Raw genomic sequence first — 14,364 nt, forward strand, 5'->3', positions numbered from 1 at the left:
GAGTGAACGTTTCCGGATTCTTACACAGCCACTGGATCGGTCAACTGATCCTTAACTGATCGGCATTACTCCTCTTGGGGCCGTTTTTTTATGCTTTCAATGAAGCTGAATGGTGCCAGCGAAAATTCTATATTCGATAAAAAAGCTGATGTCCGCTGAAACAATGCTGTTCCTGCGTTACACCAGCTTTATCACGGTCAAAATAAATTATTCTGCTTGTCGGTGACGCTTCTGAATCGCAACCAGAGAGTCTGTAGCAAGCGCTTCTTTATAGTGCTTACGACATACGGAGACATAGCGTTCATTACCGCCTATCACCACCTGTTCGCCTTCATTATAGGGTCTCCCCTCCTGGTCGAGCCGCAACACCATGCTTGCTTTACGGCCACAGAAACAGATAGTTTTTAATTCGACAAGTTTGTCTGACCAGGCCAGCAGGTATTGGCTACCTCCGAAGAGTTCACCACGAAAATCTGTACGTAAGCCGTAACACAGTACTGGAATATCAAGTTGATCGACAACTTCGGATAAATCATAAACCTGTTGGCGGGTTAAAAATTGGCACTCATCAACCAAAACACAATCGACAGGTTGTTTCGCATTTTCTGCACGAATTTCTTCGAATAATGATGAGTTTTGGTTAAACAATCTGGCTGGTGATGAAAGCCCTATGCGGGAGCTTACTTTCCCGGCACCGAAACGGTCGTCAATTTCTGCCGTATAAACAACAGTACGCATTCCGCGTTCCTGATAATTGTAAGACGATTGCAGCAACGCCGTAGACTTACCCGCATTCATTGCTGAATAGTAAAAATATAGTTGTGCCATTGGCGACAAAACCCTCACCCAGGTGATATACAATTTGCCAGAAGTGTACCATATTTTGCCTGTTTTCCCGCTCGCAGAGCGTGTATGTCGGTGTATTTAGTCTGGGTGAACAATAGGCTGCTATAGTGCCGTTATAACGGTACGCACAGCTATATGTTTATCTATACTCGCCATACATCAAGTTGCATGTGTTCCCCGCTGTTACTTACTTGAGTAAACGCCCGGAGCGCCTCCCGTTTGCCGCCATCCTGCGCCTTGAATTATTCAGACTATATACACATTCTTTCACAAATGATGTGTGGTTAATTCATCCACCGGGATTATCAACGCCACACTATATGAAATTCCCGAGTTATTGTTACAGACTCTGTTACCTCTAATGTAGTATTTGTCAGGTCTTGTTAGTGGATCTAATACAGAAGGTTGAAATCACTGCAAAACGAAACTATTTCACTCTGATAAAATGTGACCTGTATCAGGAAGTTTAACCCTGTTTTCATCAGTACCCCCCTGACAATAAGCTCATTTTTACCTCTTAAAAGCCGATAAATTCAGGATCAGTTATTTAATGGAAGAGCAAAATAAAGAACAAATTTTGAATTCCTTACATTCATGGCTATTGCACAACTGAATTTAACGCTCTATTATTAGCTCAACAAACCACCCCAATATAAGTTTGAGATTACTACAATGAGCGAAGCACTTAAAATTCTGAACAACATCCGTACTCTTCGTGCGCAGGCAAGAGAATGTTCCCTTGAAACGCTGGAAGAAATGCTGGAAAAATTAGAAGTAGTTGTAAACGAACGTCGCGAAGAAGAAAGCGCGGCAGCTGCTGAAGTTGAAGAACGTACTCGTAAACTGCAGCAATATCGTGAAATGCTGATTGCTGACGGTATTGACCCGAATGAATTACTGAATAGCATGGCTGCTGTTAAATCCGGCACCAAAGCTAAACGCGCTCAGCGTCCGGCTAAATATAGCTACGTTGATGAAAATGGTGAAACCAAAACCTGGACTGGCCAGGGCCGTACTCCAGCAGTAATCAAAAAAGCAATGGACGAGCAAGGCAAACAACTGGAAGACTTCCTGATCAAGGAATAATTCTTAAATTGAATGCTTAAAATCCCGCCACTGAGCGGGATTTTTTATTGTTCCTTTTCGGAAATCCCTTAGCTTCAGCCATAAAAAACGGCGCCTTTTCGACGCCGTACTTTTGACCACTACAAAGGTTGGTTACTTCTTAATACCAACTTCTTCTTCCAGCCAGGATTTAAATTCTGCGCCAAGAGTATTATGACGGATACCGTATTCCACAAATGCCTGCATATAGCCTAATTTATTACCACAGTCGTGGCTCTTGCCTTTCATATGGTAGGCTTCAACAGTTTCTTTTTCGATCAGCATATCAATTGCATCGGTAAGCTGAATTTCATCCCCTGCTCCCGGAGGAGTTTTAGCCAGCAGAGGCCAGATATCTGCGCTCAGAACGTAACGCCCTACAATAGCAAGATTAGAAGGTGCAACGTCGGCTTTTGGTTTTTCTACCACACCGACCATTGGTACGCTTTCACCCGGAGCTAAATCAACACCTTTGCAATCGACTACACCATATGCAGTAACGTCGTCTACAGGCTCAACCATAATTTGGCTATTTCCTGTTTCATCAAAACGACGAATCATTTCTGCCAGGTTATCCTGGGATAAATCGGACTCATATTCGTCAAGAATAACGTCAGGCAGAATAACTGCGACCGGTTCATCGCCTACCACCGGATGGGCACAAAGCACTGCGTGGCCAAGGCCTTTTGCCAGCCCCTGACGTACCTGCATAATAGTGACATGCGGCGGGCAAATAGATTGCACTTCATCAAGCAGCTGGCGTTTAACACGTTTTTCCAGCATCGCTTCCAGTTCAAAACTGGTATCAAAGTGGTTTTCGATGGAATTTTTTGAAGAGTGGGTTACCAGGACAATTTCCGTGATACCCGCTGCAATACATTCATTCACGACGTACTGAATTAATGGCTTATCTACCAGCGGAAGCATCTCTTTTGGGATAGCCTTCGTTGCCGGTAACATCCTGGTTCCTAATCCCGCTACCGGGATAACGGCTTTTTTGACTTTCGAATTAATGGCAGCCATTTAAATTCTCCTGGACTGTTCGTGTATAGAACGTGTTCATCAATATGTATCGCATCCGAGTATATCAGTACCCGTGTAACCGCCTGGTCTGAAAAGGATACGCATCAGCATAATTAAGACAAATACTTATATAACTGGTGACGATAGTATCACTGGCTGTGAAAAGCGGGGTATGGCAATTTTACTTCCCCCGCTCAATTGTTCATTCCGCAGACAACATAAGGCGTAATCTTCCACCCGCGCCCCAAATTTGGCACTGCCAGGCTTCGCTGTGCTGACTTAATTGATTGAGGTACGCATTACCTAAAGTCCCCAACGGTACACCGCTACTGATTTGAACCTGATGCGTTCCAGTATTCAGCGTTGCGTTAAGACCAGCAGAAACCAGAATCAAATTTTTTAGTCCGCTATGGTAATACCCCACCAACAACGGAAATTGTCCGGGTAAATTCGCCTGGCGAAGCAAATGATTGACTTGCTTCAATAAGGCACCTAATTCTGGCAATCGCTGATTCTGATGCAGCAACTGTTCTTGTAATAAACTGTTAAATAATGCACGCAGTAATAGTGCCGCCAGGACACCATTATTCCCGGCTCTTGTTACATCCAGACAATAAAAAGCCAGATCCTGATCCGAAAGCGGCGCAATATCCAGAACTAAACCCGGTTGGTCGACGGCCACCAACTGCCGATAATTTATTCGACAGTGAGAGATCACTTGCTGAACGGGGGGTTGCAGTTCTTGTAAAAGTTTGGCGGCAGCCGGTGGATTTTCCACCAGCGCATCCCAGTCACGAAATAATCGCTCTTCCTCTTCTACCCTGGAATTAAACATATTTGGATACAAGCTGGCTAATACGGCTTCACGCAAGCGATTGAGATCTTTCACGGGCTTAAGCAATACATCATCAACGCCCAACCGCAACGCTTTGGCTATATCGGCCATATTTTCCGTCGCAGAGATGACCAGGATTGGTGTCTGATCACCACGATTACGGATTTGTTCAATGAACTTCAGGCCATTCATTCGCGGCATTGCAATATCACAGATGATGAGATCTGGGGTATAGCTTACCAACAAATCAAGTGCATCAAGTCCATCCATTGCCAGTGCCGTTGTCGCTCCCAATGAGGAAAACCACGAATCGAGAAGCGAGCGAAACACTGGCTCATCCTCCACAATAAGAATCTGTTTTCCGACCAATGGCTGCGTCATATTCTCCCCCCTGACTGGCTTTAAACAATAGTGGCACGGTATCGCCACATGCGCCTGTCAGAATTAACTTAAGTGTATATAAAAATGTGCGTCAACCGTTGGCTCGCACAAGCGGTGAAAGCTCATCGAGTTTTTTTTCTACCGCGAGTTGCCCTGCCACAATGGCAGAACTGGCACGATGGAAATCCAACGTTGAGATTTGTGGACAGAAAGGCTGGATCAGAATATCAGGTGGATCGCCAGCCATACGGTTGCGTTTGAGGCGGTTCTCCAGAACCTGAATGGAGGTGGTCATTATCTCCATTGCCGTTGGCGCAGTGACAACCCGACGAGTCGTAATATTACTTAGCCGCTCTTTCAGGCGTTGATGCCAGGGAAGCGAATCTTCGCTATCACTGATATCTTCACTCACATTTAACGAAAGGAGAACTTGTTGCATCAGATGTGCATCATGCTGTAAATCAACTGCTATAACAATATCAGCGCCCATCGCTCTGGTCAGTGAAACAGGCACCGGATTAACCACTGCCCCATCGACTAACCAATAGCCGTTGTGCGCAACTGGCGCCATCAACCCAGGGATACTGCAGGATGCACGCACTGCCAGATGAAGATCGCCTTCGGTAAACCATAACTCCCTGCCGGTACTCAGATTAGTCGCAACTGCACCAAAACGCCGTGTGCAATTTTCTATTTCTGCGATAGGCATAATATTACGATAGTAATTAAAAACGCGTTCGCCCCGTAACAAACCGCCTCGTCGCCAGGAGAGATCCATCAGTCGCAATACTTCCCAGTAACTAAACGAGCTCACCCAGTTTTCCAGGTCAGATAATTTATTACAGGCGTAAGCAGCTCCCACTAATGAACCTATGGAGCATCCGGCAACAATATCAATTTCAATACCTATTTGTTTTAGCGCTTTTATCACACCAATATGTGACCAACCGCGTGCAGCACCGGACCCCAGTGCCAGGCCTATTTTTATCTTTCTCATTGTACCGACGAACTTCCCCTGGTCTGCAGACATAGCAACATTGCCACTGCTCAGTTAACATAGCGCTACCCAGGGCGTCCATACGCCACTTTTTTATTTCAGGGAGATGATTTGTGTCTCAACTTTGTCCCTGCGGTAGCGCAGTCGAGTATAGCCTATGTTGTCAGCGTTATCTTTCCGGTAATCAACTTGCACCAGATCCGGTACAACTCATGCGTTCGCGTTACAGCGCGTTTGTTATGAAAGATGCAGATTATTTAATCAAGACATGGCATTCATCGTGTGGAGTTGCGCAGCTGCGCGACGATATTATTGCCGGATTTGCTCATACCGAGTGGTTGGGTTTGACTGTGTTTGACCATGCCCTTACCACTGATGGAAAGACAGGATATGTTAGTTTTGTCGCTCGTTATTCTGAGCGAGGTAGAGCTGGCGCAATTATTGAACGCTCGCGTTTTATAAAAGAAAATGGCCAGTGGTACTATATTGATGGTACACGTCCGCAGTTTGGTCGAAATGATCCCTGCCCTTGTGGTTCAGGTAAAAAATTTAAAAAGTGCTGCGGCCAATAACAGCTGACGGCATGTAACCATGCAAACACTCTCTTACAAGGTTTTACCAGCAATGCATTCACTACAACGAAAAGTTCTGCGTACTATTTGCCCTGATCAAAAAGGCCTTATCGCGCGTATTACCAATATTTGCTACAAGCACGAGTTAAATATCGTGCAGAACAATGAATTTGTTGATCACCGTACCGGGCGCTTTTTTATGCGCACGGAACTGGAAGGGATTTTTAATGATTCCACCCTGCTGGCGGATCTCGATAGCGCATTGCCAGAAGGCTCCGTGCGTGAACTGAATCCCGCCGGTCGTCGCCGGATAGTGATTCTGGTCACTAAAGAAGCGCATTGCCTGGGCGATCTGCTAATGAAAGCCAACTACGGTGGCCTGGATGTCGAAATCGCGGCAGTTATTGGTAACCACGATACTTTACGTTCTCTGGTTGAGCGTTTTGATATTCCGTTTGAGCTGGTAAGTCATGAAGGATTAAGTCGCAACGAGCACGATCAAAAGATGGCGGATGCCATTGATGCTTATCAGCCTGACTACGTGGTGCTGGCGAAGTATATGCGGGTATTAACGCCAGAATTTGTGGCACGCTTCCCGAATAAGATCATCAATATTCACCATTCATTCCTGCCAGCGTTTATCGGCGCACGTCCTTATCACCAGGCCTATGAACGTGGCGTGAAGATTATTGGCGCAACCGCTCACTATGTGAATGACAATCTGGATGAAGGCCCAATCATTATGCAGGACGTTATTCATGTAGATCACACTTACACTGCCGAAGATATGATGCGTGCGGGTCGTGATGTCGAGAAAAACGTATTAAGCCGCGCGCTTTACCAGGTTTTGGCGCAGCGTGTATTTGTTTACGGTAACCGGACGATTATTCTTTAATCGCTGGCAAAATAGAACTGGTTGCCTTTAATCCGTTACGGATGAAAATTACGCAACCAGTTCATTTTTCTCAACGTAACCCTTTACAGCGGCGTGTCATTTGATATGATGCGCCCCGCTTCCCCACAAGGGAGCAGGCCAGTAAAAAGCATTACCCCGTGGTGGGGTTCCCGAGCGGCCAAAGGGAGCAGACTGTAAATCTGCCGTCATCGACTTCGAAGGTTCGAATCCTTCCCCCACCACCATCTCAAGCATTACATCAAAATTTGAATTATCCCTGGTGGGGTTCCCGAGCGGCCAAAGGGAGCAGACTGTAAATCTGCCGTCATCGACTTCGAAGGTTCGAATCCTTCCCCCACCACCATCACTTTCAAAAACCCCTGTATTTTCCAACGAATCCGTAACTGAATATTCTGCTCATGCGGGGAAGGATGAGAAGCTTCGACTAAGGTTCGACTCGAGCGCCAGCGAGAGAGCGTTGCCGCAGGCAACGACCCGTAGGGCGAAGCGCGCAGCGCTGAGTAATCCTTCCCCCACCACCATCACTTTCAAAAACCCCTGTGTTCTCCAACGAATCCGTAACTGAATATTCTGCCCATGCGGGGAAGGATGAGAAGCTTCGACTAAGGTTCGACTCGAGCGCCAGCGAGAGAGCATTGCCGCAGGCAACGACCCGTAGGGCGAAGCGCGCAGCGCTGAGTAATCCTTCCCCCACCACCATCACTTGATTCCATTCTCAGTCTATTGGCTTCTCCCCCATTCGCCGTAAAAACTGCTGCTGTAGCCTCAACAAATCCGCTAACGTCAACAGCTGGTAATCCAGACCTTGCTGGCTGGCAATTTGCGCGATAATGCGGCTTAGCGCTGGATTATGGCGATGATGCCAGTGTGGAAAAAGATGATGGGTAAGATGCAAATTAATCCCGCCCAGCCAGTAGCCAAGCCATACAGGTTGCGGCGTCCAGTCAAAGGTAGTAGCGAAGGTATGCGCCAGCCGGCCCACGGCCATTTTGCCCTCTTCTGGTGGTAACTGCGTATGTCCCTTCGCCCAGTGCGTTCCGATAATCAACATCACAAAAATCAATGACGCCAGCAGCTGGCTGAGCAGATAAGTCAGCAGGATGGTCATAAAACCAAATTCAGACAGAAGCCAGGGAAGTATTAAACAAAGCGCACAATGCGCCAGTTTCCCGGCTAAAAAATACCCCCAGCCAGAAAAGCCACGCGCAGCCAGATGCCGCGTTACCGGCGTAAACCCTGCGCGATCGAGCCAGTCCCCCCCCCAGATATACCAGGGAAAGGTGAGCGCGGCGACCAGTGGCCAGTAGCGATGCTGCTGGCGCATAAAAGGTCGCCACCGTTGCCACGGAGTCTGGCGAAGAATGCCATTTTCTGCGGTGTCAGGATCGTAAAATTCAATATTGGTAAAACCGTGATGAAAGCGAACGTGGCGCACCCGCCAGCAGTCCGGATCAAGGCCCATCGGGAACGCAACCCACCGGTTTAGCCACGCATTGGCCTTTTTACCGCGCAAAAACGCATCGTGCGAAGCGTCATGCACCACATTGACCGCTAACAGCATGGCGCAAAACATCATCGCCAGATACCACAACAGATACAATCCCCACTGGTTTTGAGACAACGCCACTGCATAACAACATAAACAGGCAATAATCAACACCGCCATTTTGGCAAATGCCCAGCCGTCGGCATATCGATGATCGCCTGCTTTCGCCAGATAGACTTTCGTATTGTTTTGCAGTTGTTTCACCAGTTGCGGATCATCAGCAGGAAAAGTGATTAACCTGTCGGGCTTAAACAGGTTCATAGCGTTTCCTTAAAGAAAGACTTACGGCCCACACCAGTCACGAATAACACACAATGGGCCAGCAAAATGCCCGCTAATCCCTTCCAGAGCAGAGTGCTCCATGAACACAAAAAAAGAATAAAATAGAGCAGTGACAACGTCACAGAGCACCACAAAATCATACCCCAACGCTGCCCGTCGCTCATGCCCCCCAGCGCAACGGAGCCTGCCACCAGCAGAACAAATAATACGGCTTGCTCACTGGTAATAAACTCAATGCCATAACCATATTGCTGGATGTAGCCAAGCACCAGCATAAACAGCAGGATCACCCCTGCCCCTACCGCCCACGCAGAACTCTGGTAGCGACGTTCAATCGCTTTGCCAAATGAGCGAAAGCCCATTAAGCGTAAAAATGGCAGGTTACTCTCGCGCATCGGGTTACAGGACAAGCGACTATTTTTTACGCCGTAGCCTACGTCGTGTTCCGGCCCGGCACTATACGAACCGAAAAGTTTATCCCACAACAAAAAGGTGCCACCGTAATTGGTATCGGCATATTGCTTTTCATTCAGATGATGGACGCGATGATGCGAAGGCGTGATCAGCACTTTTTCCAGCCAACCCAGTTTCGGCGCTAGCGCGTTATGGTTAAAAAATTGCCAACTATAGTGAATAATAGAAACCGCCAAAAAGACCTGCAACGGCACGCCAAGCATCGCCAGCAGCATAAAGAACGGGATTGAGGTTAACGAGGAGTACCACGAGTTCCGCACGCCTAATGAGAGGTTGTAGTGTTCTCCCTGATGATGCACCACATGTACCGCCCACAGCGGTCGCATTTCGTGATGCCAGCGATGCAGCCAGTAAAAGCCGAAATCCCACGCCAGGATAGTAAACAGCCACAGCAGGATCACCGGCGCATTATCAAACAGTCCAAGGCTGAAGTGATTGACCACCAGGCCATAGCAGAGCACTTCCAGACAGCGAAATAACCACAGCATCATATGACCGGAGTTGATATTAAAAATAACGTCCAGCCAGTCCACTTTTTGCCGCCCGGTGAATTGCAACACACCCGCTTCGGCTAACACCAACAGCACCATCGATATTATGGGAAACAGTAAATCACTCATATTGCGTCTTCCTTTTCTCGCATGTTGCGCATATCCAACCGCAAATCGACGCCAGCAACGCGCCGCCTACTAAATCGATAAATAAATGTCTACGTAATTGCAAAATCGAAAAGGCGATCGCTATCGCCCAGACCACGCTCATTAGTGTTAGCCAACGGTTCCCCTTTTTGGCAATTGCCCATACCGCCAACAGCGTGAGCGCGGCGTGTAAGGAGGGAAAACAGTTCTGACTTGAGTCAATCGCTATCAGCCTGTTGAGTGCGCCCGCGGATATCCCCATCTGATCAAACGAGGGATAATGCATTGTTGTGGGCCAGAGAAGATAAAACACGCCTGCTACCAGAGCCGAAAGTTGCATTGCGCAGGTAAGCCAGCGCAGGTGGCAAAGTGGCGTGGATAAATAACCTAACGGCACAATGAAAAAAAACGAGAGATACAGCCACACGGCAGAGGGGGAAAACGCAATCATGTTATCAATTACTGACGGGGTTAATTGATATCCTTCACCTTGCAGGTAGTCGCTAAAGTTGTAGATCACCCCAACGGCTCCCCAGCCAAGCAGCATCTGTTTCAGGCGTAGCAGTAGATTACTCATTCCCGCCCCCACTGACGCACAATGCGCCGCCGCTTGGCGGTAAAAGCGACTGGCACTGTTTGCGATTCCAGCGACCATATTAATTGCCCGACGGCGATATTCTGACGCATAAATAAGGCATTCAACGCTTCCCGGCAAAGCGCCAGCATCTCCCATTTGCAATCTACTATTAATGTCAATTGTGCTGGCCCGGTTTGTAGTAGGCGATAATCGGCGGTTAGCGGCAGCGTCATCGCCAGCACACGGCTACAGGCATCGGCAAAAACAGTCTGAATACCGCCAGTTCTTGTCGGCAGTTGCAGTTGGTCATCCTGCCGCCCTTCGATACGCGCAATAGCCATTGCCGCACTGCCACAGGGGCATGGCTGTTCGCTTGCCACCAGCACGTCATCCAGTCGATAACGCACTACTGGCTGTGTGGTGCGGGTAAAGTCTGTAACGATCGGCACGAAACGGCGTTCATCCAGCCATTGCGGTTCAATGTGAACAAATTCTTCATTGAGATGTAAGGTGCCACAGCGGCAGGTGGAAGCGAGAAAGCCTTCTGTCGCCTGATAAATTTCGCCCACATTGCTAAACACGCTTCTCAGTAACTCCCGATCCTGCGGCTCCAGAACTTCCGCCACTGAAATCACTTTTTTGACCTTTAGCGTTAACTCTCCGGCAATGACCGCCAGCGCGAGTGCGCGTAATACCTGAGCAGGGGCGACAATAATCGTAGGCGCTCTCTGTTGCAGAAGTTTGAGTTGCGCCTGAAATGGCGCTAGCAGATCGTAAAAATCGAGACTTAACCAGCGATTTTTCACGTTTTGATAGAGGTTGTTGTCCGCGCGTAGAAACAGCGCCACCCGCTCTTTGGCAAATAAACCGTCGGGCAGCACTTTTGCCAGCACACCCGCGGCCCACATCTGTTGTTCGTGTGGGCTAACCACGAAAAGCCCACGACGCCCCGATGTGCCAGATGAAAGCCCGACGCTGAACTTGCCAACGCTGGGTTTGAAATCACGGCTCTGCTCACTGCGCATCGCACAGGCGAGAAGCTCATCGAGCTTTAAACCAGCGGTATTCATCTCATCAAAGTGCGTCATCATTAACGCTTTGTCCATCAACGGCCACTGGTTAAAGGGCAAGGCCAGATAACGCTGAAACCACGGGCTTTTAGATAAGACATTTTGCCGGAACTGATGCAGCCTTTTTGCCTGCCAGTTTTCCAGCGCCTGGCGATCGGTGAAACGCAGCCTGCGGGTACGAAAGTAGCGCCAGAGAAACGCCAGCGGGATCATAAATCCCCCTCGTGGCACAATCGAATATCCACTGCGCCGTTTTGCCAAAGCTGATGGAGTTGCCCAAGCGTGCGGTAGTAGGCGTGGCTGTCGGACATAACCAGATGCGCCAGCGGAGAAGGTCCATGCAGTTCGCAGTAGTTTGCGGGTGCCCAAGCGGCATCGGCAGCCAGTAAAGTCCAGCCATTGTCGGTTAACACAAACGCACCAATATGTCCGGCAGCATGACCAGGAAGCGGCACGAGGATAATTTCGCCATTGCTTTCTGGCAGCAAATAGCCGCACTCAAACGGCGCCAGTTCTGGGGGTAAATTCACCGATGAAAAACTTTCAATAAAGCGCAGTGAAGACTCAAAATTTTCCGGGATCAATCCGGGCACAAAGGCCTGACGCAGTGCGGCTATGCCACGCAGCGTTCTTACCTGCCGCCAGCCTTCACCAGAACAGATGCAAGCGACATCAGGGAAATCGCGTAGACCGGCAATATGATCGGCATGAAAATGCGACAGAATAATCGCATCAACATCTTTAGCCGCCAGTCCGTGTGCGGAGAGTTGCCGCATCAGCGCCTGTTGCGGCTCGTAATAAACCGGCGTGACCTGGCGATAAAGACGAAATACACCGGATTGCGTGTAATGTTCAAACCACGAAGAATAACCGGTGTCCCACAGCCAGCGTTTATCGCCCACTTCCAGCAGCCAGGCGCGGGCGGGGAACTTACACACTTTCAGCCCTGCCCCTTTTAGCGCAATGCAGCCAATATGGGTACACCAGCCCGTTTCAAATGCGGTTATTTTTGCCATGTTCCCTCAACCATTGCCCCGTGATTGCAATACCTTGTTCCATCGAAAAGCGCGGGTGATAGCCCAGCTCTGTAATGGCCTTTTGCGCACTCAGCGTCATATCAAAACAGAGTGTTCCGGCGCTGTAACGTGTGATAACAGGTTCCTGATTAACGCACTTCCCGTACAGCTCCAGGCCGCGTGCGACCAGAGAAAGCAACGGCCACGGAACGGTAGCAATTCGGTAGCTCAATCCCAATTGCTGGCGCAGCAAGGCGTCAAGCATTACAGATAATTTCTGCGGCTGATGATTGCTGATGTTGTAAATACTGCCCGAGCGTAATCCTTCAACCTGCGTTGCCAGTTGCATGGCATACACCACGTTTTGCACGAAAGTGAGATCCAGTAACGCTTCGCCCCCGCGCGGCAAACGTAAGCAACCACCGTCCTGTTGCAATTGCTGCATCAGACGGGGAACGATCACATTGTCATGGGGACCAAAAAGTCCACGGGGGCGCAAAAGGATAAACCTCGTGGCAGGATATTGAGCTACAGCCCCGGCAATTACCTGCTCAGCGGCATATTTACTGCTCGCGTAATGGCTTGAGAAAGAGCGTGCAAGCCAGGTTTCTGGCAGGTCGTAGTGGTGTTGAAAATCAAAGTAAACCGCAGGCGTGGAGATATGGATAAACCGGGGAATATTCAGCCTGCCTGCCGCCTGTGCCAGAGTATGGGTTGCTTTGACATTGGCAAGCCAGAACGCCGTTTTGTCTCCCCAGGGTGAGGACTTTGCCGCACAGTGCCAGACGGCATCGCAGCCCTCTATCAAACGGGCGCAGTCATCCTCTGTTGCCTCGGTTAAATCGAGAGCCACAAACTGCGCACCTGCGTTTGTCAGACTTTTACCAACCTCGCGATTGCGCCCTGTTGCCACAACCGACACTCCCGATTGCAACAAAGATTGCACAGCATTTCGCCCGAGGCCGCCGGTCGCTCCCGTCACGAGGATTTTCACGGTAAAAGCACCATACCTGCCAGCGTTAATCCCGCCGCCGTGCCAATCAACATCGCAGGCTTATCCTTAGTGAAACGACCGCTAATCACCGCTTCATGCAGCGCTGTGGGGACAGACGCCGCAACCTGATTGCCGTAGAAACGGTAGACATCAATGAGCGCAGACTCCGGCACTCGCAGCCGTTTACGCATATGTTCAAGGGAAAGATGACTGGCCTGATGCGGAACGACCGTACCGATATCAGCCAGTTGCAGACCGCTTTTTTGCAGTAAGCGCGAAAAATAATCTTCAATAAGCGAAGAAGCAAAACGAAACAGCGGTTTTCCCTGCATATGAAAAAGAAAGTCGCTGTCACTTACGCCAGAGCGAGGATTACACCGTGTGCCGCCAGCGCGAATTTCACACAGTTCGCTGCCTTCGGGATACATTTCGATCAGGCTGGCGATAATCCCGCTGCGACCATCGCCCCGCTCAACAATCGCGCACGCTGCACCATCACCAAAAATGAGTGACGACTCTTCATGATTCCAGTCGATACCGCGTGAAGCGATATCTGCCGAGACGATGGCAATTCGCCGGTATGCTCCACTGTTTAATAATCCGGCAGCAACTTCCAGAGCGGAAATAAAGCTGACACAGCTACTGTTGATATCAAATCCGGCAACGCCTGCGGGCATGGCAGCAGCTTTAAGAATATGAATTGCGCTACAGGGTAATGCCTGTACGGCAATGGCCGAGGCACAAATTAGCAGATCAATATCAGAAGGTTTTAAGACCGCCGATGATAACGCATTATGCAAAGCGTCTGCCGCCAGTTCGGCCTGACTGGCGTCATTGCTGGCAAAATAGCGCCAGCAAATACCGGAACGTCGCTCAACGTATCCCGCAGGTTTATTTAACTGAACATCCAGTTGTTGAGAAGTGATTTTATCAGGGGGTAAGGCGATCCCCGTGGCGATTATTTTTAACGCCGCGGAGATCGTCGGTTGATTAGGTCGATCCACGGTCAGTGCTCCTTCACTGCTCCATAGGTGGACCCATCATATAGATGAGGTACGTTTCCCTACAATCCGAAAAATCGGCAGTGTATAAC

Annotated in this window: 14 protein-coding genes, 2 tRNA genes and 2 other RNA genes; 7 read left to right on the forward strand and 11 right to left on the reverse strand. The window is 49.1% G+C overall.

Features of this window, described 5'->3' with window-relative positions; translation table 11 throughout:
- Positions 1 to 207 precede the first annotated feature (207 nt).
- A complete protein-coding gene (tdk, locus tag K0335_RS03610; protein ID WP_002431517.1) occupies positions 208 to 828 on the reverse strand; it encodes a thymidine kinase in 621 nt (206 codons plus the stop codon).
- A 690-nt stretch (positions 829 to 1,518) separates the two neighbouring features.
- On the opposite strand from tdk, the gene hns reads away from it, so the two are divergent.
- Positions 1,519 to 1,932 carry a histone-like nucleoid-structuring protein H-NS gene (gene hns, locus K0335_RS03615; protein ID WP_001287376.1) on the forward strand — a complete coding sequence of 138 codons (414 nt, stop codon included), beginning with the start codon at positions 1,519 to 1,521 and terminating at the stop codon, positions 1,930 to 1,932.
- 132 nt (positions 1,933 to 2,064) lie between these two features.
- Here the strand turns inward: hns and galU are convergent, their stop codons facing one another.
- The 3 genes from galU to rssA form a co-directional block, all read right to left on the reverse strand.
- A complete protein-coding gene (gene galU / locus K0335_RS03620; protein WP_000718984.1) occupies positions 2,065 to 2,973 on the reverse strand; it encodes a UTP--glucose-1-phosphate uridylyltransferase GalU in 909 nt (302 codons plus the stop codon).
- A 202-nt stretch (positions 2,974 to 3,175) separates the two neighbouring features.
- Positions 3,176 to 4,189 (reverse strand): two-component system response regulator RssB, encoded by a 1,014-nt coding sequence (rssB, locus tag K0335_RS03625; RefSeq protein WP_000193436.1) that lies wholly within the window; start codon positions 4,187 to 4,189, stop codon positions 3,176 to 3,178.
- 91 nt (positions 4,190 to 4,280) lie between these two features.
- Positions 4,281 to 5,186 (reverse strand): patatin-like phospholipase RssA, encoded by a 906-nt coding sequence (rssA, locus tag K0335_RS03630; RefSeq protein WP_219393731.1) that lies wholly within the window; start codon positions 5,184 to 5,186, stop codon positions 4,281 to 4,283.
- 113 nt (positions 5,187 to 5,299) lie between these two features.
- Between rssA and K0335_RS03635 the strand changes: the two genes are divergently transcribed.
- The 6 genes from K0335_RS03635 to K0335_RS03660 all read left to right on the forward strand — a co-directional run bounded on the left by K0335_RS03635 (position 5,300) and on the right by K0335_RS03660 (position 7,373).
- The gene (locus K0335_RS03635) at positions 5,300 to 5,758 is read left to right on the forward strand and encodes a YchJ family protein (RefSeq protein WP_015953446.1); all 459 of its coding nucleotides are present in this window, start codon (positions 5,300 to 5,302) and stop codon (positions 5,756 to 5,758) included.
- Positions 5,759 to 5,810: 52 nt separating this feature from the next.
- Positions 5,811 to 6,653, forward strand: a complete 843-nt coding sequence (gene purU / locus K0335_RS03640) for a formyltetrahydrofolate deformylase (RefSeq protein ID WP_000555850.1) — start codon at positions 5,811 to 5,813, stop codon at positions 6,651 to 6,653.
- A 160-nt stretch (positions 6,654 to 6,813) separates the two neighbouring features.
- Positions 6,814 to 6,898, forward strand: a tRNA-Tyr gene (locus tag K0335_RS03645).
- Positions 6,899 to 6,932: 34 nt separating this feature from the next.
- Positions 6,933 to 7,017 (forward strand) — tRNA-Tyr (locus K0335_RS03650).
- A gap of 46 nt (positions 7,018 to 7,063) precedes the next feature.
- A non-coding RNA gene (locus K0335_RS03655) (RtT sRNA) lies at positions 7,064 to 7,195 on the forward strand.
- A gap of 46 nt (positions 7,196 to 7,241) precedes the next feature.
- Positions 7,242 to 7,373: non-coding RNA, RtT sRNA (locus tag K0335_RS03660), on the forward strand.
- Positions 7,374 to 7,389: 16 nt separating this feature from the next.
- Here the strand turns inward: K0335_RS03660 and K0335_RS03665 are convergent.
- Genes K0335_RS03665 through K0335_RS03695 form a run of 7 tightly spaced genes read right to left on the reverse strand, consistent with a single transcriptional unit; the run spans position 7,390 to position 14,275 of the window.
- Positions 7,390 to 8,481 (reverse strand): acyl-CoA desaturase, encoded by a 1,092-nt coding sequence (locus tag K0335_RS03665; RefSeq protein WP_219393732.1) that lies wholly within the window; start codon positions 8,479 to 8,481, stop codon positions 7,390 to 7,392.
- Positions 8,478 to 9,596, reverse strand: coding sequence for a sterol desaturase family protein (locus K0335_RS03670; RefSeq protein ID WP_104920550.1), 1,119 nt, complete (start codon positions 9,594 to 9,596; stop codon positions 8,478 to 8,480). Before K0335_RS03670 ends, K0335_RS03665 begins: the two co-directional genes overlap by 4 nt.
- Positions 9,589 to 10,191, reverse strand: coding sequence for a phosphatase PAP2 family protein (locus K0335_RS03675; protein ID WP_002432219.1), 603 nt, complete (start codon positions 10,189 to 10,191; stop codon positions 9,589 to 9,591). Before K0335_RS03675 ends, K0335_RS03670 begins: the two co-directional genes overlap by 8 nt.
- On the reverse strand, positions 10,188 to 11,474 hold the full coding sequence (locus K0335_RS03680; protein ID WP_104920551.1) for a F390 synthetase-related protein: 1,287 nt from the start codon (positions 11,472 to 11,474) through the stop codon (positions 10,188 to 10,190). Before K0335_RS03680 ends, K0335_RS03675 begins: the two co-directional genes overlap by 4 nt.
- On the reverse strand, positions 11,471 to 12,277 hold the full coding sequence (locus tag K0335_RS03685) for an MBL fold metallo-hydrolase (protein ID WP_104920552.1): 807 nt from the start codon (positions 12,275 to 12,277) through the stop codon (positions 11,471 to 11,473). Before K0335_RS03685 ends, K0335_RS03680 begins: the two co-directional genes overlap by 4 nt.
- Positions 12,255 to 13,271, reverse strand: coding sequence for an NAD(P)-dependent oxidoreductase (locus K0335_RS03690; RefSeq protein ID WP_000699358.1), 1,017 nt, complete (start codon positions 13,269 to 13,271; stop codon positions 12,255 to 12,257). Before K0335_RS03690 ends, K0335_RS03685 begins: the two co-directional genes overlap by 23 nt.
- Positions 13,268 to 14,275 carry a 3-oxoacyl-[acyl-carrier-protein] synthase III C-terminal domain-containing protein gene (locus tag K0335_RS03695; RefSeq protein ID WP_046077651.1) on the reverse strand — a complete coding sequence of 336 codons (1,008 nt, stop codon included), beginning with the start codon at positions 14,273 to 14,275 and terminating at the stop codon, positions 13,268 to 13,270. Before K0335_RS03695 ends, K0335_RS03690 begins: the two co-directional genes overlap by 4 nt.
- Positions 14,276 to 14,364 lie beyond the last annotated feature (89 nt).

Origin of the sequence: Escherichia sp. GZ89, from assembly GCF_019366485.1 — a bacterium.
Classification (GTDB): domain Bacteria; phylum Pseudomonadota; class Gammaproteobacteria; order Enterobacterales; family Enterobacteriaceae; genus Escherichia; species Escherichia fergusonii.

What these genes read in the sequence shown, in the direction of transcription:
- tdk (WP_002431517.1), bottom strand. Translation starts at nt 828, where the DNA reads ATGGCACAACTATATTTTTACTATTCAGCAATGAATGCGGGTAAGTCT.
- hns (WP_001287376.1), top strand. Translation starts at nt 1,519, where the DNA reads ATGAGCGAAGCACTTAAAATTCTGAACAACATCCGTACTCTTCGTGCG.
- galU (WP_000718984.1), bottom strand. Translation starts at nt 2,973, where the DNA reads ATGGCTGCCATTAATTCGAAAGTCAAAAAAGCCGTTATCCCGGTAGCG.
- rssB (WP_000193436.1), bottom strand. Translation starts at nt 4,189, where the DNA reads ATGACGCAGCCATTGGTCGGAAAACAGATTCTTATTGTGGAGGATGAG.
- rssA (WP_219393731.1), bottom strand. Translation starts at nt 5,186, where the DNA reads ATGAGAAAGATAAAAATAGGCCTGGCACTGGGGTCCGGTGCTGCACGC.
- purU (WP_000555850.1), top strand. Translation starts at nt 5,811, where the DNA reads ATGCATTCACTACAACGAAAAGTTCTGCGTACTATTTGCCCTGATCAA.
- K0335_RS03665 (WP_219393732.1), bottom strand. Translation starts at nt 8,481, where the DNA reads ATGAACCTGTTTAAGCCCGACAGGTTAATCACTTTTCCTGCTGATGAT.
- K0335_RS03670 (WP_104920550.1), bottom strand. Translation starts at nt 9,596, where the DNA reads ATGAGTGATTTACTGTTTCCCATAATATCGATGGTGCTGTTGGTGTTA.
- K0335_RS03675 (WP_002432219.1), bottom strand. Translation starts at nt 10,191, where the DNA reads ATGAGTAATCTACTGCTACGCCTGAAACAGATGCTGCTTGGCTGGGGA.
- K0335_RS03680 (WP_104920551.1), bottom strand. Translation starts at nt 11,474, where the DNA reads ATGATCCCGCTGGCGTTTCTCTGGCGCTACTTTCGTACCCGCAGGCTG.
- K0335_RS03685 (WP_104920552.1), bottom strand. Translation starts at nt 12,277, where the DNA reads ATGGCAAAAATAACCGCATTTGAAACGGGCTGGTGTACCCATATTGGC.